The organism is Acinetobacter sp. 10FS3-1 (assembly GCF_013343215.1).
GTDB classification, from domain to species: Bacteria; Pseudomonadota; Gammaproteobacteria; order Pseudomonadales; family Moraxellaceae; genus Acinetobacter; species Acinetobacter lwoffii_C.
The window spans coordinates 1,471,037-1,486,255 of record NZ_CP039143.1 but is presented as its reverse complement, the minus strand read 5'-3'; the positions used below and the strand labels follow the sequence as shown (position 1 = coordinate 1,486,255).

At 41.9% G+C, this 15,219-nt stretch carries 16 protein-coding genes and 1 riboswitch; of the genes, 9 read left to right on the top strand and 7 right to left on the bottom strand.

Features of this window, described 5'->3' with window-relative positions; genetic code table 11:
* The first annotated feature begins 52 nt into the window (after window positions 1-52).
* Window positions 53-1,144, top strand: coding sequence for a 3-deoxy-7-phosphoheptulonate synthase (locus E5Y90_RS07060; RefSeq protein WP_151204388.1), 1,092 nt, complete (start codon window positions 53-55; stop codon window positions 1,142-1,144).
* A 62-nt stretch (window positions 1,145-1,206) separates the two neighbouring features.
* Window positions 1,207-1,731: a protein tyrosine phosphatase family protein gene (locus E5Y90_RS07055; RefSeq protein WP_151204387.1), complete on the top strand. Its 525-nt coding sequence runs from the start codon at window positions 1,207-1,209 to the stop codon at window positions 1,729-1,731.
* A 2-nt stretch (window positions 1,732-1,733) separates the two neighbouring features.
* On the opposite strand, the gene ispF is transcribed toward E5Y90_RS07055, so the two are convergent.
* Entirely contained in the window at window positions 1,734-2,222 is a 489-nt protein-coding gene (ispF, locus tag E5Y90_RS07050; RefSeq protein WP_151204386.1) for a 2-C-methyl-D-erythritol 2,4-cyclodiphosphate synthase, read from the bottom strand.
* A 100-nt stretch (window positions 2,223-2,322) separates the two neighbouring features.
* On the opposite strand from ispF, the gene E5Y90_RS07045 reads away from it, so the two are divergent.
* Window positions 2,323-2,979 (top strand): hypothetical protein, encoded by a 657-nt coding sequence (locus E5Y90_RS07045; protein ID WP_151204385.1) that lies wholly within the window; start codon window positions 2,323-2,325, stop codon window positions 2,977-2,979.
* A 118-nt stretch (window positions 2,980-3,097) separates the two neighbouring features.
* Here the strand turns inward: E5Y90_RS07045 and E5Y90_RS07040 are convergent, their stop codons facing one another.
* The 6 genes from E5Y90_RS07040 to E5Y90_RS07015 all read right to left on the bottom strand — a co-directional run bounded on the left by E5Y90_RS07040 (window position 3,098) and on the right by E5Y90_RS07015 (window position 8,850).
* Window positions 3,098-4,342, bottom strand: coding sequence for a D-amino acid dehydrogenase (locus E5Y90_RS07040; RefSeq protein ID WP_174659805.1), 1,245 nt, complete (start codon window positions 4,340-4,342; stop codon window positions 3,098-3,100).
* Window positions 4,343-4,473: 131 nt separating this feature from the next.
* A riboswitch (glycine riboswitch) is annotated at window positions 4,474-4,561 on the bottom strand.
* A 266-nt stretch (window positions 4,562-4,827) separates the two neighbouring features.
* Entirely contained in the window at window positions 4,828-5,736 is a 909-nt protein-coding gene (locus E5Y90_RS07035) for an AEC family transporter (RefSeq protein WP_151204383.1), read from the bottom strand.
* Between the two features lie 129 nt (window positions 5,737-5,865).
* Entirely contained in the window at window positions 5,866-6,078 is a 213-nt protein-coding gene (locus tag E5Y90_RS07030) for a hypothetical protein (RefSeq protein ID WP_151204382.1), read from the bottom strand.
* Between the two features lie 68 nt (window positions 6,079-6,146).
* Window positions 6,147-7,241 carry a chorismate synthase gene (gene aroC, locus E5Y90_RS07025; protein ID WP_151204381.1) on the bottom strand — a complete coding sequence of 365 codons (1,095 nt, stop codon included), beginning with the start codon at window positions 7,239-7,241 and terminating at the stop codon, window positions 6,147-6,149.
* A 13-nt stretch (window positions 7,242-7,254) separates the two neighbouring features.
* The gene (prmB, locus tag E5Y90_RS07020) at window positions 7,255-8,265 is read right to left on the bottom strand and encodes a 50S ribosomal protein L3 N(5)-glutamine methyltransferase (protein WP_151204380.1); all 1,011 of its coding nucleotides are present in this window, start codon (window positions 8,263-8,265) and stop codon (window positions 7,255-7,257) included.
* Between the two features lie 198 nt (window positions 8,266-8,463).
* The gene (locus E5Y90_RS07015; RefSeq protein ID WP_174659804.1) at window positions 8,464-8,850 is read right to left on the bottom strand and encodes a lysozyme inhibitor LprI family protein; all 387 of its coding nucleotides are present in this window, start codon (window positions 8,848-8,850) and stop codon (window positions 8,464-8,466) included.
* Window positions 8,851-9,051: 201 nt separating this feature from the next.
* On the opposite strand from E5Y90_RS07015, the gene E5Y90_RS07010 reads away from it, so the two are divergent.
* From E5Y90_RS07010 to E5Y90_RS06985, 6 genes are all read left to right on the top strand, one after another.
* Window positions 9,052-9,360 (top strand): hypothetical protein, encoded by a 309-nt coding sequence (locus tag E5Y90_RS07010; RefSeq protein WP_151204378.1) that lies wholly within the window; start codon window positions 9,052-9,054, stop codon window positions 9,358-9,360.
* 156 nt (window positions 9,361-9,516) lie between these two features.
* Entirely contained in the window at window positions 9,517-10,890 is a 1,374-nt protein-coding gene (locus E5Y90_RS07005) for an ABC1 kinase family protein (protein ID WP_174659803.1), read from the top strand.
* A gap of 246 nt (window positions 10,891-11,136) precedes the next feature.
* Window positions 11,137-12,432: an acyl-CoA dehydrogenase family protein gene (locus tag E5Y90_RS07000; protein WP_174659802.1), complete on the top strand. Its 1,296-nt coding sequence runs from the start codon at window positions 11,137-11,139 to the stop codon at window positions 12,430-12,432.
* 22 nt (window positions 12,433-12,454) lie between these two features.
* Window positions 12,455-13,654 (top strand): acyl-CoA dehydrogenase family protein, encoded by a 1,200-nt coding sequence (locus E5Y90_RS06995; RefSeq protein ID WP_174659801.1) that lies wholly within the window; start codon window positions 12,455-12,457, stop codon window positions 13,652-13,654.
* A 111-nt stretch (window positions 13,655-13,765) separates the two neighbouring features.
* Window positions 13,766-14,251, top strand: a complete 486-nt coding sequence (locus tag E5Y90_RS06990; RefSeq protein WP_174659800.1) for a GNAT family N-acetyltransferase — start codon at window positions 13,766-13,768, stop codon at window positions 14,249-14,251.
* A gap of 258 nt (window positions 14,252-14,509) precedes the next feature.
* Window positions 14,510-15,091 (top strand): lytic transglycosylase domain-containing protein, encoded by a 582-nt coding sequence (locus E5Y90_RS06985; RefSeq protein WP_174659799.1) that lies wholly within the window; start codon window positions 14,510-14,512, stop codon window positions 15,089-15,091.
* Window positions 15,092-15,219: the final 128 nt, after the last annotated feature.

Here is a 15,219-nt window from a genome sequence, read left to right as displayed (position 1 = left end):
GTTATATTCAGGCTATTAAACAACCTTTTGTATGATCAAACCAGTGACGGCAATGAATACACTACAGTCAAAACCTATTTCAGCATCAGATATTGATGACGTGAATATCCAAAGCATGATTCCTCTGGTAACGCCTGCTCAGTTAAAAACAGAATTACCATTGACTGAAACTGCTTATCAAACCGTACTGCATGGTCGTGAAACGATTCGCAATATTCTAGATGGTCAGGATAAACGTCTATTTGTGGTCATTGGTCCATGTTCTATCCATGATCCGGCTGCTGCACACGAATATGCTGAACGCCTGAAAGTATTGAGCGAGAAAGTCAAAGATACGCTGTATATCGTGATGCGTGTTTATTTTGAAAAGCCACGTACGACTGTGGGCTGGAAAGGTCTGATCAATGACCCGGATATGAATGACTCTTTCAATATTGAAAAAGGTCTGCGTATCGGTCGTAAACTGTTAACGGAACTCAATGAAATGGGCCTGCCATGTGCAACCGAAGCCCTGGATCCAAACTCTCCGCAATATTATCAGGATCTAATTTCATGGTCAGCGATTGGTGCGCGTACCACCGAGAGCCAAACTCACCGTGAAATGTCTTCCGGCCTGTCTTCACCAGTAGGCTTTAAAAATGGTACTGATGGCGGTTTAACAGTTGCAACCAATGCCATGCAATCAGTTAAACATGGCCATAGCTTCCTCGGTTTGAATGATCAGGGACAGGTTGCTGTAATTCGCACCTCAGGTAACCCATATGCACATGTGGTACTCCGTGGTGGTAATGGCAAACCGAACTATGACGCCGGCTCGGTTGCTGATGCTGAAGCTGCTTTGGCCAAAGCCAAAGTCAGTAGCAAGATCATGATTGATGCCAGCCATGCCAACTCGAATAAAGATCCGTTCTTACAACCTCTGGTCTTAAAAAACATTACCGAACAAATTCTTGATGGAAACAAGTCAATTGTTGGTATTATGGTAGAGAGTCACCTGAAAGGGGGTCGTCAGGATATTCCAGCCAATCTGGCCGATTTGGAATATGGTAAATCAGTAACTGATGGCTGTATCGACTGGGATACTACAGAAAAAGTATTACTCGACATGCATGAGGCATTAAAAGACGTTTTACCGAACCGTTAAACGATCTAACAAACGCCATCGCTAAGATGGCGTTTTTTTCTGCACAAGGAAAATTTTATCTAATGAATGACATTGAAACTGCGCTCAGCCAAATTGAAAACTTTCAGTTCATCCATGAGCATCTGTTCAGCTCGGGCCAACCGACTGCCGAACAGCTAAAACTGATGAAAGAATACGGCGTATCCACTGTTATTAATGTGGCTTTGACCGACAGCGTCCAACATTTATTACATGAAGATAAAATTTGCCTTGATCTGGGTTTGAACTATATCCAGCTGCCCATTTCCTGGGAAAGACCTTCTGACGATCAATGTCTGTTAGTACTTGATCTGATTGATCATCTGGTAAAACAGCACATGGTCTGGGTACATTGCTCAAAGAATTATCATGTCAGCTGCCTGATGTATCTATACCGTCAATACTCAATGAATATAGATATGCCAGCTGCCCAGGAATATTTGCATGAAATCTGGGAACCCAATGAAACCTGGACCGGACTCATGCACGCAGTTGCCCTACAACTTCAAGGCCGTAAAGCAACCCATGAACTGGAATTGTCCTTGATTCATCCACATCACTTTGTTTGATGTTATTTATGATGACTAACCAGGACAGTCGCCGTGGCCAGGATACCTTCCTGACGTCCGGTAAAGCCTAATTTTTCAGTAGTGGTGGCTTTAATACTGATTTGAGTCACCTCCACATTCAACACATCGGCAATGCTCTGACGCATTTCCAGATTATGTTTGGCCAGTTTTGGACGTTCACAGGCAACCGTGATGTCTGCATTATTCAGTATATAACCCCGGTCCAGAATCAACTGATAGACATGTTTTAATAACACCTTGCTGTCCGCTCCTTTGAGTTGCGGATCGGTATCTGGAAAATGCTGACCAATATCCCCCAGTGCCAATGCCCCGAGTAAGGCATCACTCAATGCATGCAGAATCACATCACCATCAGAATGGGCCTTTAAGCCATGCGTATGCGGAATCTGGATACCCGCCAAGGTCACAAAATCCCCTTCCTCAAATGCGTGTATATCCAGACCCTGACCAATACGAATTTGTGCAACCACTGCTTTTATCCTTTAGAAATAACCAATTGAAATCTTGTATACTACGTTTCTATTTCGCTATAGTTAGACCAAGCGTAACACAGTGAAAGTATAAGCGATCATGCTACTGAAAACTGATCTAAATATGATGAAAATAATCGGTCTATGTTTCGGCACAGCAATGCTGGCGACGACCAGCGGCCATGCAGAATTACCGGATTGCGTGAAGCAAAGTAATAATAATGCCGCGATAAAAAAAATGTGTTCGTCAGATCTGGATGAGCCTCGGGAAAAACTGGCCAATCAATATCTGACCGCTTTTTTAATTACCGATGCGCCGCTGTATTTACTTAAAGATACGCATCAGTTATGGGCAAAACGCATACAGCAATGCAAAACCTTGGACTGTTTCAAGCAGCAGTTTGAGCTGCGTCTGGATGACTTAAATATTTATATTTCTCTTAACCAGAGCCTTACCCAGCATTATCTGAAATTTGAAAATGGATACATGGCCAAACAGCCCGTACATCTCAAAATCCACCAACTGAGCAAAGACCGCATCAAGATTGAAGGAATCGCCTATCGTAGTCCAAATAACCGCCCTGAAACACAGACTGTTCCTTTTTTGGCCTATAGCACACCAGACACGAAAACCCAGATTTTTGACAATGAACATGATTGCAAATATCAGTTTCGCTATGACAAAGCCATCTTGAAAGTCAGTAGTCCACAAAAAGGCTGTGAACGCTTTAATGGAATATACCGTCTGTATGACTAAATAACTAAAACCGATTATTTCTATACAATATTTAATTATATTTCAGTAAATTAGACAATTAATTTTCTACCCACTAACACTTTCTTATTTTAAAGGCACTGAAGCGGGTTAAGCCTTTTTAGGCAGGATACTGCCGGAGAATCTGTTGACTAATCATAGCCGCTGTTGCAGCTGACAGGGTCCAGCCCAAATGACCATGACCAGTATTATAAAATATCCTTTCCCGTTTACCCTGACGTACCACAGGCATCATATCCGGCATCATAGGACGCAGCCCTGCCCAAGGAAGAACATGCTCGGTACACAAATTTAAATTACGCTGTGTCCAATCGATCAAAGGCTGAATGCGGTCTGCACGAATATCCCGGTTATAACCATTAAATTCAGCTGTTCCTGCAACACGCAGGCGCTCTGGGCCTAAACGCGATAAAACAATTTTGGCACTTTCATCCAGCAGACTGACCCAAGGTGCGTTGTGCTGACTTTGCTGATCATTTAACTGTACTGTAATTGAATAACCTTTGACCGGATAGATATTGACCCGCTCACCAAGCAGATTAGCCAGTTGATAACTACCTACCCCTGCACAGACCACAATCGCATCTGCCTTTATCTCTACAATCTCATTACGATTTGCATGTACATTTTCAGTACTTGGCCGGTACTTCAAGGTGACATGCTGTAGCTGATACGCTATTGCAAACACATCCTGACCAAATTCAAACCTCACTCCTTTTTGCATACAGACTTTGGCAAGACCTGTACTGAATTTATGAATATCCCCTGATGCATCATTCTGACTGTAGAAACCGGCATAGTAATTTCCCGTTAATGCAGGCTCAATCTGCTTGATTTCTTCATTGCTAATCGCATTACGTTCCAGACCTCCGCTACACAGCAGGTCATTCACTCGAATCGCCACATCATAATCGGCTTTATTATGGTAAAAATGTAGAATCCCGCGCTTTTCCAGATCAAAGTCGATTTGCTCGATTTCGGCAATCTCAAACAGACGCTTTCTTGCCAGTAGAGCCAATTTGACCGTTTCCCGGGTATTGGCTTCATAGTTTTTGATATTCCCCAAAAATTCCATCAGCCAGCTGTATTTATGCAGGCTAAAAGAAGGATTTAGAAGTAAGGGAGCTGTTTTTTGTGACATCCATTTAATGCCTTTCAGCACAGTCGCTTTCTGGTTCCAGACTTCTGCATTACAAGCGGAGAGCTGACCGCCATTGGCGAAGGATGTTTCCATTGCCGGATAAAGATGACGATCAAGCACAGTGACCTGATACCCGAGTAAAGCCAGTTCGTAGGCTGTGATTATACCAGTAATGCCTGCTCCAATTACGACCACATGACGCATAGGCACCTCCTTGCTTTATGATGTCTTCCTATCTGTCAGGTATACCTGAGAGCTTCGGTCACTGTATAGCACTCAGAGCAGCCTTCCCCCCTTCGTTCGGTGAGTGATTAAACACTTCTCTCCAGAGTTTTTATATTATTGCAGTCCTTTTGCCTGAGAGTATTCTGGGAGCTTGCTCCTTCGGCGAATGCAGCAGCATTTCTCTCCTGCAATAATATTTTTATTATCTTGAGCAAGATATGTATCATTTTATAGAAAAAGAGAATTTTTATTTATGTTAATTCACGTGATGGAAAGCGTGATGTATCTGTGTCAGATATTCAATAAAAAACATTGAGTGGATGAAAGAATTTGAGTTTTTTCTATCAATCAGTATTAGATTTTCTGAATTTATAAAAGGTCACTAAAATAAAAAGAATAGCTGCTATTTGCTTAGGCTATTTAATAAGTTAAAAATACAGTGATATGGCTTTAAGATTCTGAAGTTAAATCAGCCAGGAAAGCACTAGCATTAAAGAACCGGCCGCCACCACCGTCTGTACACTGATTATACTGGCCATCAGCTGACTGTCCCCGCCATAAACCCGAGTTAGTACATAAGAGGCTGAAGCAGTCGGTAAGGCAAAAAACAGAACCAATACCTGAGTAGTTAAGCTATCAATTTCAAATAATTGACAAATAAAAAATGCAGCCAGCGGCATGCCCAATAGGCGTCCAAATGTAGATAAACTAAGCGGTAGAATATCCCGTTGAAGTCCTTGGAATTGTAAGGCAGCCCCCACACACATCAGACCTAAGGGTAAACTGCATAAGGCAAGCTGCTTTAAAAACAGTTCCAGACCTGGCCAGAGTGACCAGCCTGAAAAGTTAAATAGTCCCCCAGCAATACAGCCCAATATTAGTGGATTTTTTAACAGATCTATCAGGATTTTGCTGATCTGCATGTCATGGCTACGAGTAAATGCCAGTACGGACAGGACATTCACCAGCGGAATACACAATACCATCACGACGGCAAAAATAGTCATCCCCTGCTGCTGAAACAAAGCGTTGACTGCTGCGAGGCCAATATAGGTATTAAAACGTAGCAAGCTCTGAACATAGACCCCGAAACGTGCATAACCAATCTGGTAAATCTGTCGCAAAATATATAATGCAATATTGACCACAGTCACGAGGCTAAAAATCACCAGAGCCACATCCTGAATAACCTCTATCTTAATCTTTGCGGCAGCCAGATTTAAGAACAGCATTACAGGAAATAACACATAATAATTTAACTTTTCTGCACCCCGCCAAAAATCTTCACTCAACCATTGAGTACGCTTCAGCAGATAACCAAAACTGATCAGCCCGATGAGAGGAAATAAAGAAGTTAAAATAATATGCAGCATGGCCTATCCTGATCGGTATCTATCTATTGATCCCTTATCTTGAGACAGTAAACAAAACTTAGCATATGAAGCCGCTGAATCACCATTTAATTCAAATAGAAAAAACGTGAATTTTTATTAGCTCGTCATTTATTCTAGTAATTTTTCTAAAACCACCAAGTGCACTTGAACCAACGGCTTCCCAACCTGTTGATCTATTGGATATGCTTCAGTTTTTTCAGTGACCTGAATAATGCCTGATTCAGTAGTCCAACCACCCTGACCGCGGTAAGCAGTATTTATCAATAGACTCAGCTCAGAAATATCTGCGCTAGTCACTAAACGTATATTCTTCTTTTGCATTATTTTCAATATAAAAAAGTCAGACCGGAGTCTGACTTTAATTATATTTACTGAAGATGAAAAGCAGATTATTTTGGTTCGATTGGTGAAAATGGTGCCACCACATCGGCATTTTGCGCACGATGACGCATGAAGTGGTCCATGAGTACTATCGCCAGCATCGCTTCAGCAATCGGTGTTGCACGCACACCTACGCAAGGATCATGACGGCCTTTGGTCAGTACATCTGTATCTTCACGGTTAATGGTAATGGTTTTACCTGGCGTGGTAATTGACGCAGTGGGTTTCAGCGCAATCGAAACACGAATGTCCTGACCACTGGAAATACCGCCTAAAATTCCCCCAGCATGATTAGCAAGGAAACCGTCAGCTGTCAGTTCATCACGGGTTTCATGCCCAAACTGCTCAGCCACACCAAAACCGTCACCAATTTCCACACCTTTGACGGCATTAATCGACATCATTGCATGAGCAATATCCGCATCAAGACGGTCAAAAACCGGCTCCCCCCAACCAACCGGAACTCCAGAAGCTATAATTTCAAGACGCGCACCGCAACTGGTGCCTTGTTCACGCAAAGATGTGACTAAGGCTTCAAAACGCGGAACGGCATCCACATCACCGCAAAAAAACGGATTGTTTGGCACTTCATTCCAGTCCAGTTTTTCAGCTTTTTCAGTGCCAATCTGCGTCACATGACCACGAACTTCAATTCCGAATTTTTCAAACAGAAATTTTTTGGCAATTGCACCCGCCGCCACACGCATTGCAGTTTCACGCGCACTAGAGCGGCCACCACCACGATAATCACGAAAACCATACTTCTGGGTATAGGTATAGTCTGCATGTCCAGGTCGGAAAGTTTGCGCAATATTGCCATAATCTTTAGATTTCTGGTCAGTATTACGAATCAGCAGACCGATAGAAGTTCCAGTCGTTTTACCCTCAAATACCCCAGAAATAATCTCAACTTCATCTGGTTCTTTGCGCTGGGTTGCAAATTTCGAAGTCCCCGGCTTACGGCGGTCCAGATCCTTTTGTAAATCAGCTTCAGACAGTTCAATTCCTGGTGGAACCCCATCAATAATGGCCATCAGGCCAACACCATGAGATTCACCACAAGTCGTTACACGGAAGAGTTGCCCTATACTATTACCTGCCATGTTCAACGACTCCTTATGAATGAACAGATTGAATGAATAAATCGCGATATTGGCGGCATTGTGCTGCTGTCAGTGCAAAAATACCTGAACCGCCGCGCTGAAATTGTAGCCAGTAAAAATCGACTGTATTAAAGTTTTGACGCATGGCCCATTCCGAATTTCCGACTTCAATCACGATCAGACCATCTTCAGTCAGATAATCGGCGGCTTGAGCCAGCATTTTACGCACCAGATCCAGACCGTCTTGACCCGCTGCCAATGCCAGTTCTGGCTCATGATGGAATTCATCTGGAAGATCAGCCATATCTTCTGCATCGACATACGGTGGATTAGACACAATCAGATCATATTGATTTTCAGCAGGAATTTTCGCAAACAGATCAGACTCCAGCAGTGCCACCTGATACTGCTTGTTATGATGTTCACAGTTGATCTGTGCAACCTCCAGAGCATCCTTGGAAATATCGGTAGCATCTACTTCTGAATCAGGGAAAGCATAAGCCAATGCAATCGCAATACAGCCTGAACCTGTACACATGTCCAGAATACGTTGCGGTGTTTTTGGATTCGGATTTTCTGGCAAGTTATTTACTGCTGCTCCCTTTTCACCATTTTCAGTCAGGCAATAGGGCGCAAAACGGTTTTCAATCAGCTCGACAATCGGAGAACGTGGAATCAGGACGCGTTCATCGACATAAAACGGTTTGCCGAAGAAATAAGCCAGATTCAATAAATAAGAAGTTGGCACTCTTTCATTGATACGACGTTCCAGGAGACTGAGAAATTCAGCCACTTCGCTTGGCAACAGTTTGGAATCCAGAATTTCTGGATCAGCATTCCAGTCCAGCGACAAGGTTTGTAATACCAGTGCCGAACTTTCAGCAAAATAATCTTCTGTACCTTGGCCTAAATGCGCATCGTATTGACGTAATGCTGTAACACCAAAGCGAACAAAGTCACGAATGGTCGTTAAATTTTCAGCGGCTTCCTGCAAATGTTCAGGGCTAATAGTCGGTCGATCCACTTAAGGCGTCTCCAAGGTCATTTTTTAAAACGCTTTATGATACCTTGTTTTAACGGCTTTTATAATGCCAAAACCATGAAAAACGTGAATTCTCCATGGCTGCTTAATCTGCCGGATTTCTGCCCTTACATCCATTCAACCTTTAGTTTCTGATACAGGCTACAACTCTTCGACCGGTTTATTGGCCTGAAAATCCTGTTAAAGCCCTCTACTATAAGAACGGGATTGATACAGACTGGCCTGATCCACGACCAGCGCTAGCCTGCATTGGCCTTGTTGAATCTGTGCATATTGCCCAGTCATTCCCAAGTTACATTGCTGGGACATTTTTCGTTCCCATAGCGTATGCTGAGCACGGATATTATTTTGATAAGGCGAATTCAATTTCAAATAAGTTTTATAGTTTTTCTTCAAGCGTTTTTTTTGCGCTTTTAATTCTTTTTTGACACATTTTTTTGCTTTCGCGGTATTACCATAACTGAAGTTCATACACTGAGTATATGCCTTAGAATAACCTTCTGCTGCCTGAACCTGTAGCCCCAATGCCGCCAAACAACCTGCAACTAATAAACATGCAAAACGCATCATATCCCCTTTAGCCAAACTGGTCTGCTTCAAATTAATTTTGAACAATAAATCTTGTATAAATTATTGCCCGATACTAACCCAGTCCTTATTAAAATCCTATCGTTTTTTCGCTTAAAAAGATGTCACATTTAAAGGTTTGAAAATCTGTAATCTGCCTCCATATCATCTGGCAATAAAGTCCAAACGAGCCCAGACCTTATGAGCTATAAGCACAATAATCTTATGGCAATGCGCCAAAATTACTGGAATGATCAATTGTCCATTCAGGTGCAGCAAGAAAAGATATTTTTACAAACGACTTTAATACAGCAAGGTGTATTTGATAGTGCAACTTTGGAAGATGCCAAATACCTGTTCTTTAGCTTGCCCAGTATTGTTATTGTAAAAGGTTATGCACTGGGCTTTATGCATGAAGTAGTGCAGGGTCTGATTCATCAACACATTCAAACAAATAAACAACACTTACAGCAACGATCTGAATTAAAAATCCAATTTCAAATGTCATAATAGCTGTCCTACACTGGTCTAAGTTGGTAAGTGACCAAATCTTGCTAAGGTTTTACTGTGAATTCAACGGCTCAAACTGTTTTAATATCTGTAGACACGGTAATATTCACTACAATGATTTATTTTGCTTTATGCTGATGAAAGGATTGAGTTTACATGTCAGATCAGAACGATAAGCTTAAACAACTGAAAACTTCCTCAATGGATCGACGCTTATCGATCGCAAAGGCATCCTTATTGGCAGGTACGCGCTGGGCGGCATCGAGCGCGAGTTCCATGTTCTCTAGCGAGGAAGAAAAAGAAAGAAAACGCAAAAAAGCTATGAAAGAACAGGCTGATTATCTGGTTGCAGAAATTGGTAAACTAAAAGGCTCAATCGTCAAAATTGGCCAGATGATGGCGCTTTATGGCGAACATTTTCTGCCCGAAGAAATTACTCAGGCTCTCAATACCCTGAATAACCAGACCGTTGCTCTGGCATGGCCGGCAATTAAAGCTCAATTACAACAGCAGCTGGGTTCAAAGCTAGATGATCTGACCGTGGATCATGAACCTTTGGGTACCGCCTCTCTGGCCCAAGTTCACCGTGCTATTCGTAAATCAGATGGCATGGAATTGGTCCTTAAAATTCAGTATCCAGGTGTGGCTGAAGCGATCGATTCCGACATGAGCCTGTTCAGGAACATGCTGAAGCTGACCCGCATGGTGCCGCAGACACGTGAATTTGACCAGTGGTTCGATGAAGTCCGTGAAATGATGCATCGTGAGGTCAACTATAAAATTGAAGCTGACACTACGCGCCGTTTCGCTGCTCGTTTAAAAGAAGATCCGCGTTATATCGTGCCTACGATTATCGATCAATATTGTACTGACCGTGTGCTGTGCATGACCTTTGAACGTGGTGTGCCAATTAATAGTCCCGTTATGCTGTCCCTGCCTCAGGAACGCCGCAACCAGCTTGGTGAAGCCTCTTTAGAAATTGCTGTACGTGAAATTTTCGAATGGGGCGAGATGCAGACCGATCCGAACTTCGGTAATTACCTGGTTCGCTTAGGTAATGGTGAAAATATTAGCGACAAAATTGTCCTGCTGGATTTTGGGGCAATTCGTCAGTTTGACCAGCATCTGCTAAACGTTGCGCGCAACCTGATTCAGGCAGGTTATCATCATGATGCGGATATGATGGTGAAAGCAATGACCGGTTATGAGTTCTTTGACTCAATCCCGCATAGCATTAAACCGGATATGGCCAAAGTCTTTTTATTAGCCACTGAAGCATTTAGTTCACCCCTTAATAATAAAGACCTGCCTGCCGGAGTTATGGATGAATATGACCGCTATAACTGGAAAAAAAGCCAGCTACATAGCCGTGTGATGCAGCAAGCTTCAAAATCAATGGCTTCACGTTATTTCAGTGTCCCGCCCAAAGAATTTATGTTTATTAGCCGTAAATTCATTGGTGCCTATACTTTTATGACCGTGATTGATGCCAGAACGAATGTACGCAGCATGATTAAACGTTACCTCTGATGTATTAAAACCAGCTTTGAGCTTTAAGCCTAGACCCGGATGATTCTGTCATCCGGGTCAATTATTATAAAATCCAAAATTTCAAATATTTTATTTTTCTGTTAGTTTTCAAATATTTAACTATTTAGTTAATCATTTTGATTTGATTGTAAATTGACAATATTTCATGTCATTGATGACATGGTTTTTTCTCCGACTACGTGTCAGCATTAAGAAAACAACATAATATTCCACAGGATAATCAGAATGAATAATATGGTAAATAAAGCTCAAGGATTTGGCTTGTCTCTTCTAACCAGAGTGGCTGGCAGCGATTTACTTGACCAATTCAGGTTACGAAAATTTTTAGAAAAATCTCTGTATCAAAGCTCAAAGGCTGGCTTTAAGACGCTCAGCCAGACACAAAAAATCCTAAAATCTGGTCAAACACTCCAAAAGCAACGTCTCCCACATCAGCCCAAATCACTATTTGACTTGAACTTGACGCAAGAACAGCAAATGACCTGTGATGCCATGCAGCAGTTTGCCAGAGAAGTGCTTTATCCTCTGGCATATAAGGCAGATCACCATGAAAACTTCCCCGAGGAACTCTGGCAATATTCAACTGATTTAGGCCTCAACCTTTATGCCCTTCCTGAAGCTTTAGGTGGTGTGGCATCAGAGCAGAATATTGTCAGTAATGTTCTGATTGCCCAAAGTCTAGCCCAAGGTGATTTCAGCTTGACAGCCGGGTTGCTATCTACCTTTAGTGTCATCAATGCCCTTACTCACTGGGGTTCGGAACAGATCCAGACAGATTATCTTTCTGCCTTTACTGAAGACCCTCAGCTAAAAGCCACTTTTGCAGTACAGGAAGCAACTGCCGCATTTAATCCATATCAGCTAAAGACCACAGCCACCCCCCATCAGGATCATTATCTGATCAATGGGGAAAAGACGCTGGTCATTCTGGGAGAAAGTGCTGACCTTTATCTGGTCAGTGCCAGTTTGAATGGAACGGCCGACATCTTTGTTGTACAGCGTGACCAGACCATCACTGCACAAAAATCTCCAGCCATGGGCCTAAAAGCCACTCAAACCATGAGCTTGAAATTTGCTAACACACCAGCTCAGCGCTTAGGAGATGAAGATTTTGATTACACCGCTTTTGTGGACCTAGGCAATTTAATGTGGTGCGCGATGGCCGTCGGTACTTGTGAGGCCGTGAAAAAATACTGCATACAGTATGCCAATGAACGGACGGCCTTTGGTGAACCAATTTCACATCGTCAAAGCGTGGCTTTTATGATTGCAGATATGGCAATTGAAATAGATGCCATGCAGATGCTGGTCCTGAATGCTGCGAGCCTGGCTGAATCTGGTCAGAGTTTTCATCGTGAAGCCTATCTGACGCGCCTGCTGTGTGCAGAAAAATCTATGAAAATTGGTACAGATGGCGTACAGATTCTCGGAGGACACGGCTTTACCAAGGAGCATCCGGTCGAACGCTGGTATCGGGATTTAAGAGCAACTGCCATCCTGCATTCTGGTTTGCATGCGTGAGCAAAAATAAGGGAAAAAAGAGATGAACTTACAAAATCCTAAAAAATTTAAAATGCTGATTGATCAAGCCCATGAAGTTGCAGTAAATGTACTCCGCCCTATTTCACGTAAATATGACAAAATTGAACATACTTATCCCAAAGAGCTGGACATGCTGGCTTCTGTCGTCGATGGCATGAATCAAGGTAGTGAAGGCATGAATGCCGGTGCTGCGGTGAACAAGCGCGGTGATAGCGACGAAAGTAATAAAAATGGCGTCAATATGTCTACAGCGCTCAGTATTGTCGAGATGTGTTATGGCGATACTGGTCTATTGTTATCCATGCAACGTCAAGGTTTAGGAAACTCTGCAATTGCTGCAGTTGCCAATGATGAACAGTTACAGCGCTTTCAGGGAATTTGGGCGGCTATGGCAATTACAGAACCGGGTTGTGGCTCAGACTCGGCAGCCATTCGTACAACGGCTACAAAAGATGGCGATGACTATATTCTGAATGGCGAGAAAATTTTTGTGACTTCTGGAGAACGTGCCGATGCGGTTGTAGTCTGGGCAACTCTGGATAAAAAACTGGGCCGTGCTGCCATCAAATCTTTTGTGGTCGCTAAAAATACGCCTGGCATGAAGATTGAGCGTCTGGAACATAAACTGGGTATTAAAGCTTCAGATACCGCAGCAATTAGTTTTATTGACTGCCGTGTTCCAGCTGCCAACTTGTTAGGGCATGAGGAAATCGATGTCGCCAAAGGTTTTGCGGGAGTAATGGAAACCTTTGACAATACCCGTCCATTGGTCGCTGCCATGGCAATTGGCTGCGCAAAAGCATCTCTGGAGCGTATTAAAGAAATTTTCAAAGATGAACTAGATGCCCACTACAGCACGCCATATTTACAAAGTTCCAATATCGCTGCACAGATTTACCGTATGGAAGCGGAATGGGAAGCAGCACGTTTATTGATGTTAAAAGCTGCCTGGATGGCAGATAATCGCAAACCTAATTCACGTGAAGCTTCAATTTCTAAGGCCAAAGCTGGCCGGATCGGTAATGAAATCACCTTAAAATGCGTCGAGCTGGCAGCTACATTAGGCTACAATGAAACCGAACTTCTGGAAAAATGGGCACGTGATTCCAAAATCTTGGATATTTTTGAAGGTACTCAACAGATTCAACAACTGATTATTGCCCGACGTGAACTGAATAAATCCTCTAGTGAATTAAAATAGTTTTTACTTTGCTGATAAATCAAACAATTAAATTGATTAAATGGTGGATTTTTTAAGCATTTAAGGCTATAAAAATTCATCATTTTTTATTTCACCATTCAATAAATTTATATGTATTCTATTCGCCTAATCCAACCTGAAGATAATGCTCAAATTGCTGCCATTATTCGTCGTGTTTCCCAAGAATTTGGACTGGCAGCTGAATCCGGTTTTGCTGTAGGGGATTCTATTTTAGATAAACTTTATCAGGTTTATCAGCAATCCAATTCAGCTTATTGGGTAATTATAGATAAACAAAATATAATCTATGGTGGTGGTGGAATTGCTCCACTGCAAGGTGATGCAAATATTTTAGAAATTCAAAAAATGTACTTTCTACCTGAAATCCGTCGGCAAGGATTAGCTAAAAAAGTTTTAGAGTTAGCATTTGAATTTGCACAGGCGCATCACATTAATGCAGTCTATTTAGAAACCACTAAAGCACTGTGGCAGGCGGTCAGGCTGTATGAAAAACTGGGGTTTGAGCATTTAGACTCTCCTAAAGGAAATACTGGACATAGTGAAGCCTGTGAAATCTGGATGTTAAAAAAGCTTTAAATTAAGTAATTTGCATTATTTATTGCGGTAGTACTTGTATAGACTGATTGATTTCAATATCAATTTAAAAAATATAAATCAATAAGATCTTGTTTAAATTGTAGCCTAATGAAAGCAAAATATAAGTTTTATCAATTCAGTCTTTTAAAGCTTTATAGCTCTATTTAAAAATAGAGAGTTTTTGCTGTTTCTCGGGTTGACTCAAATGGATTGCTTACATACCATCTAAACGTGTAATTTAGGCATGGAACTTAAGTTTTGCTTTTTTCTCGTTATTTCACTGATTTTAATCTTAAATCTCCATTATCTCGTTCGACTTCATTTAAACTTTCTTCTATTGTACTCACTACTTTAGTTTTTACTGGGTGCTCATCCCTAGGTGGCGGATCTATAGAAAGACGTGCTGCCAAATTATCAAAAGGTATTCAGACTGCTTATTCAACACCTGCCAGTACTGCTGAGCGAGTATCTCACATGATCGTGTTACATTCAGAACGTCAGGGGCTAGATCCACTTTTAGTTGCTGCTGTAATTCGCCAGGAATCGACATACCGGAGTCAGGCAGTCTCGCCTGTAGGTGCAGTAGGACTCATGCAAGTGATGCCACGCTACTGGCAGCAAACTTGTCCAGGCAACTTATATAATGAAAATAACAATATTCAATGTGGATCTTATATATTAACTAAATACCATCAATCCGCAGGAGACTGGGAAAAAGCACTCGCTTATTACAATGTTGGGCCTTCAAATTACGAAAATAATCGTAAGATGAGAAAACAAGGTAAACGCTATGCCAAGCAAGTTAAACAACATAAACAAGCTTTAAAAAGTGCACTTTAATCCCTAAAGAAAACGAATTGACCCAAAACCGCTTAGGCTATTTCATTTGAAATATATTGAATAATATTAATGAGTAATGGTTAGCTTAACCCTACTTAATAAAATCAAAGCATATTTAATGAAAGATA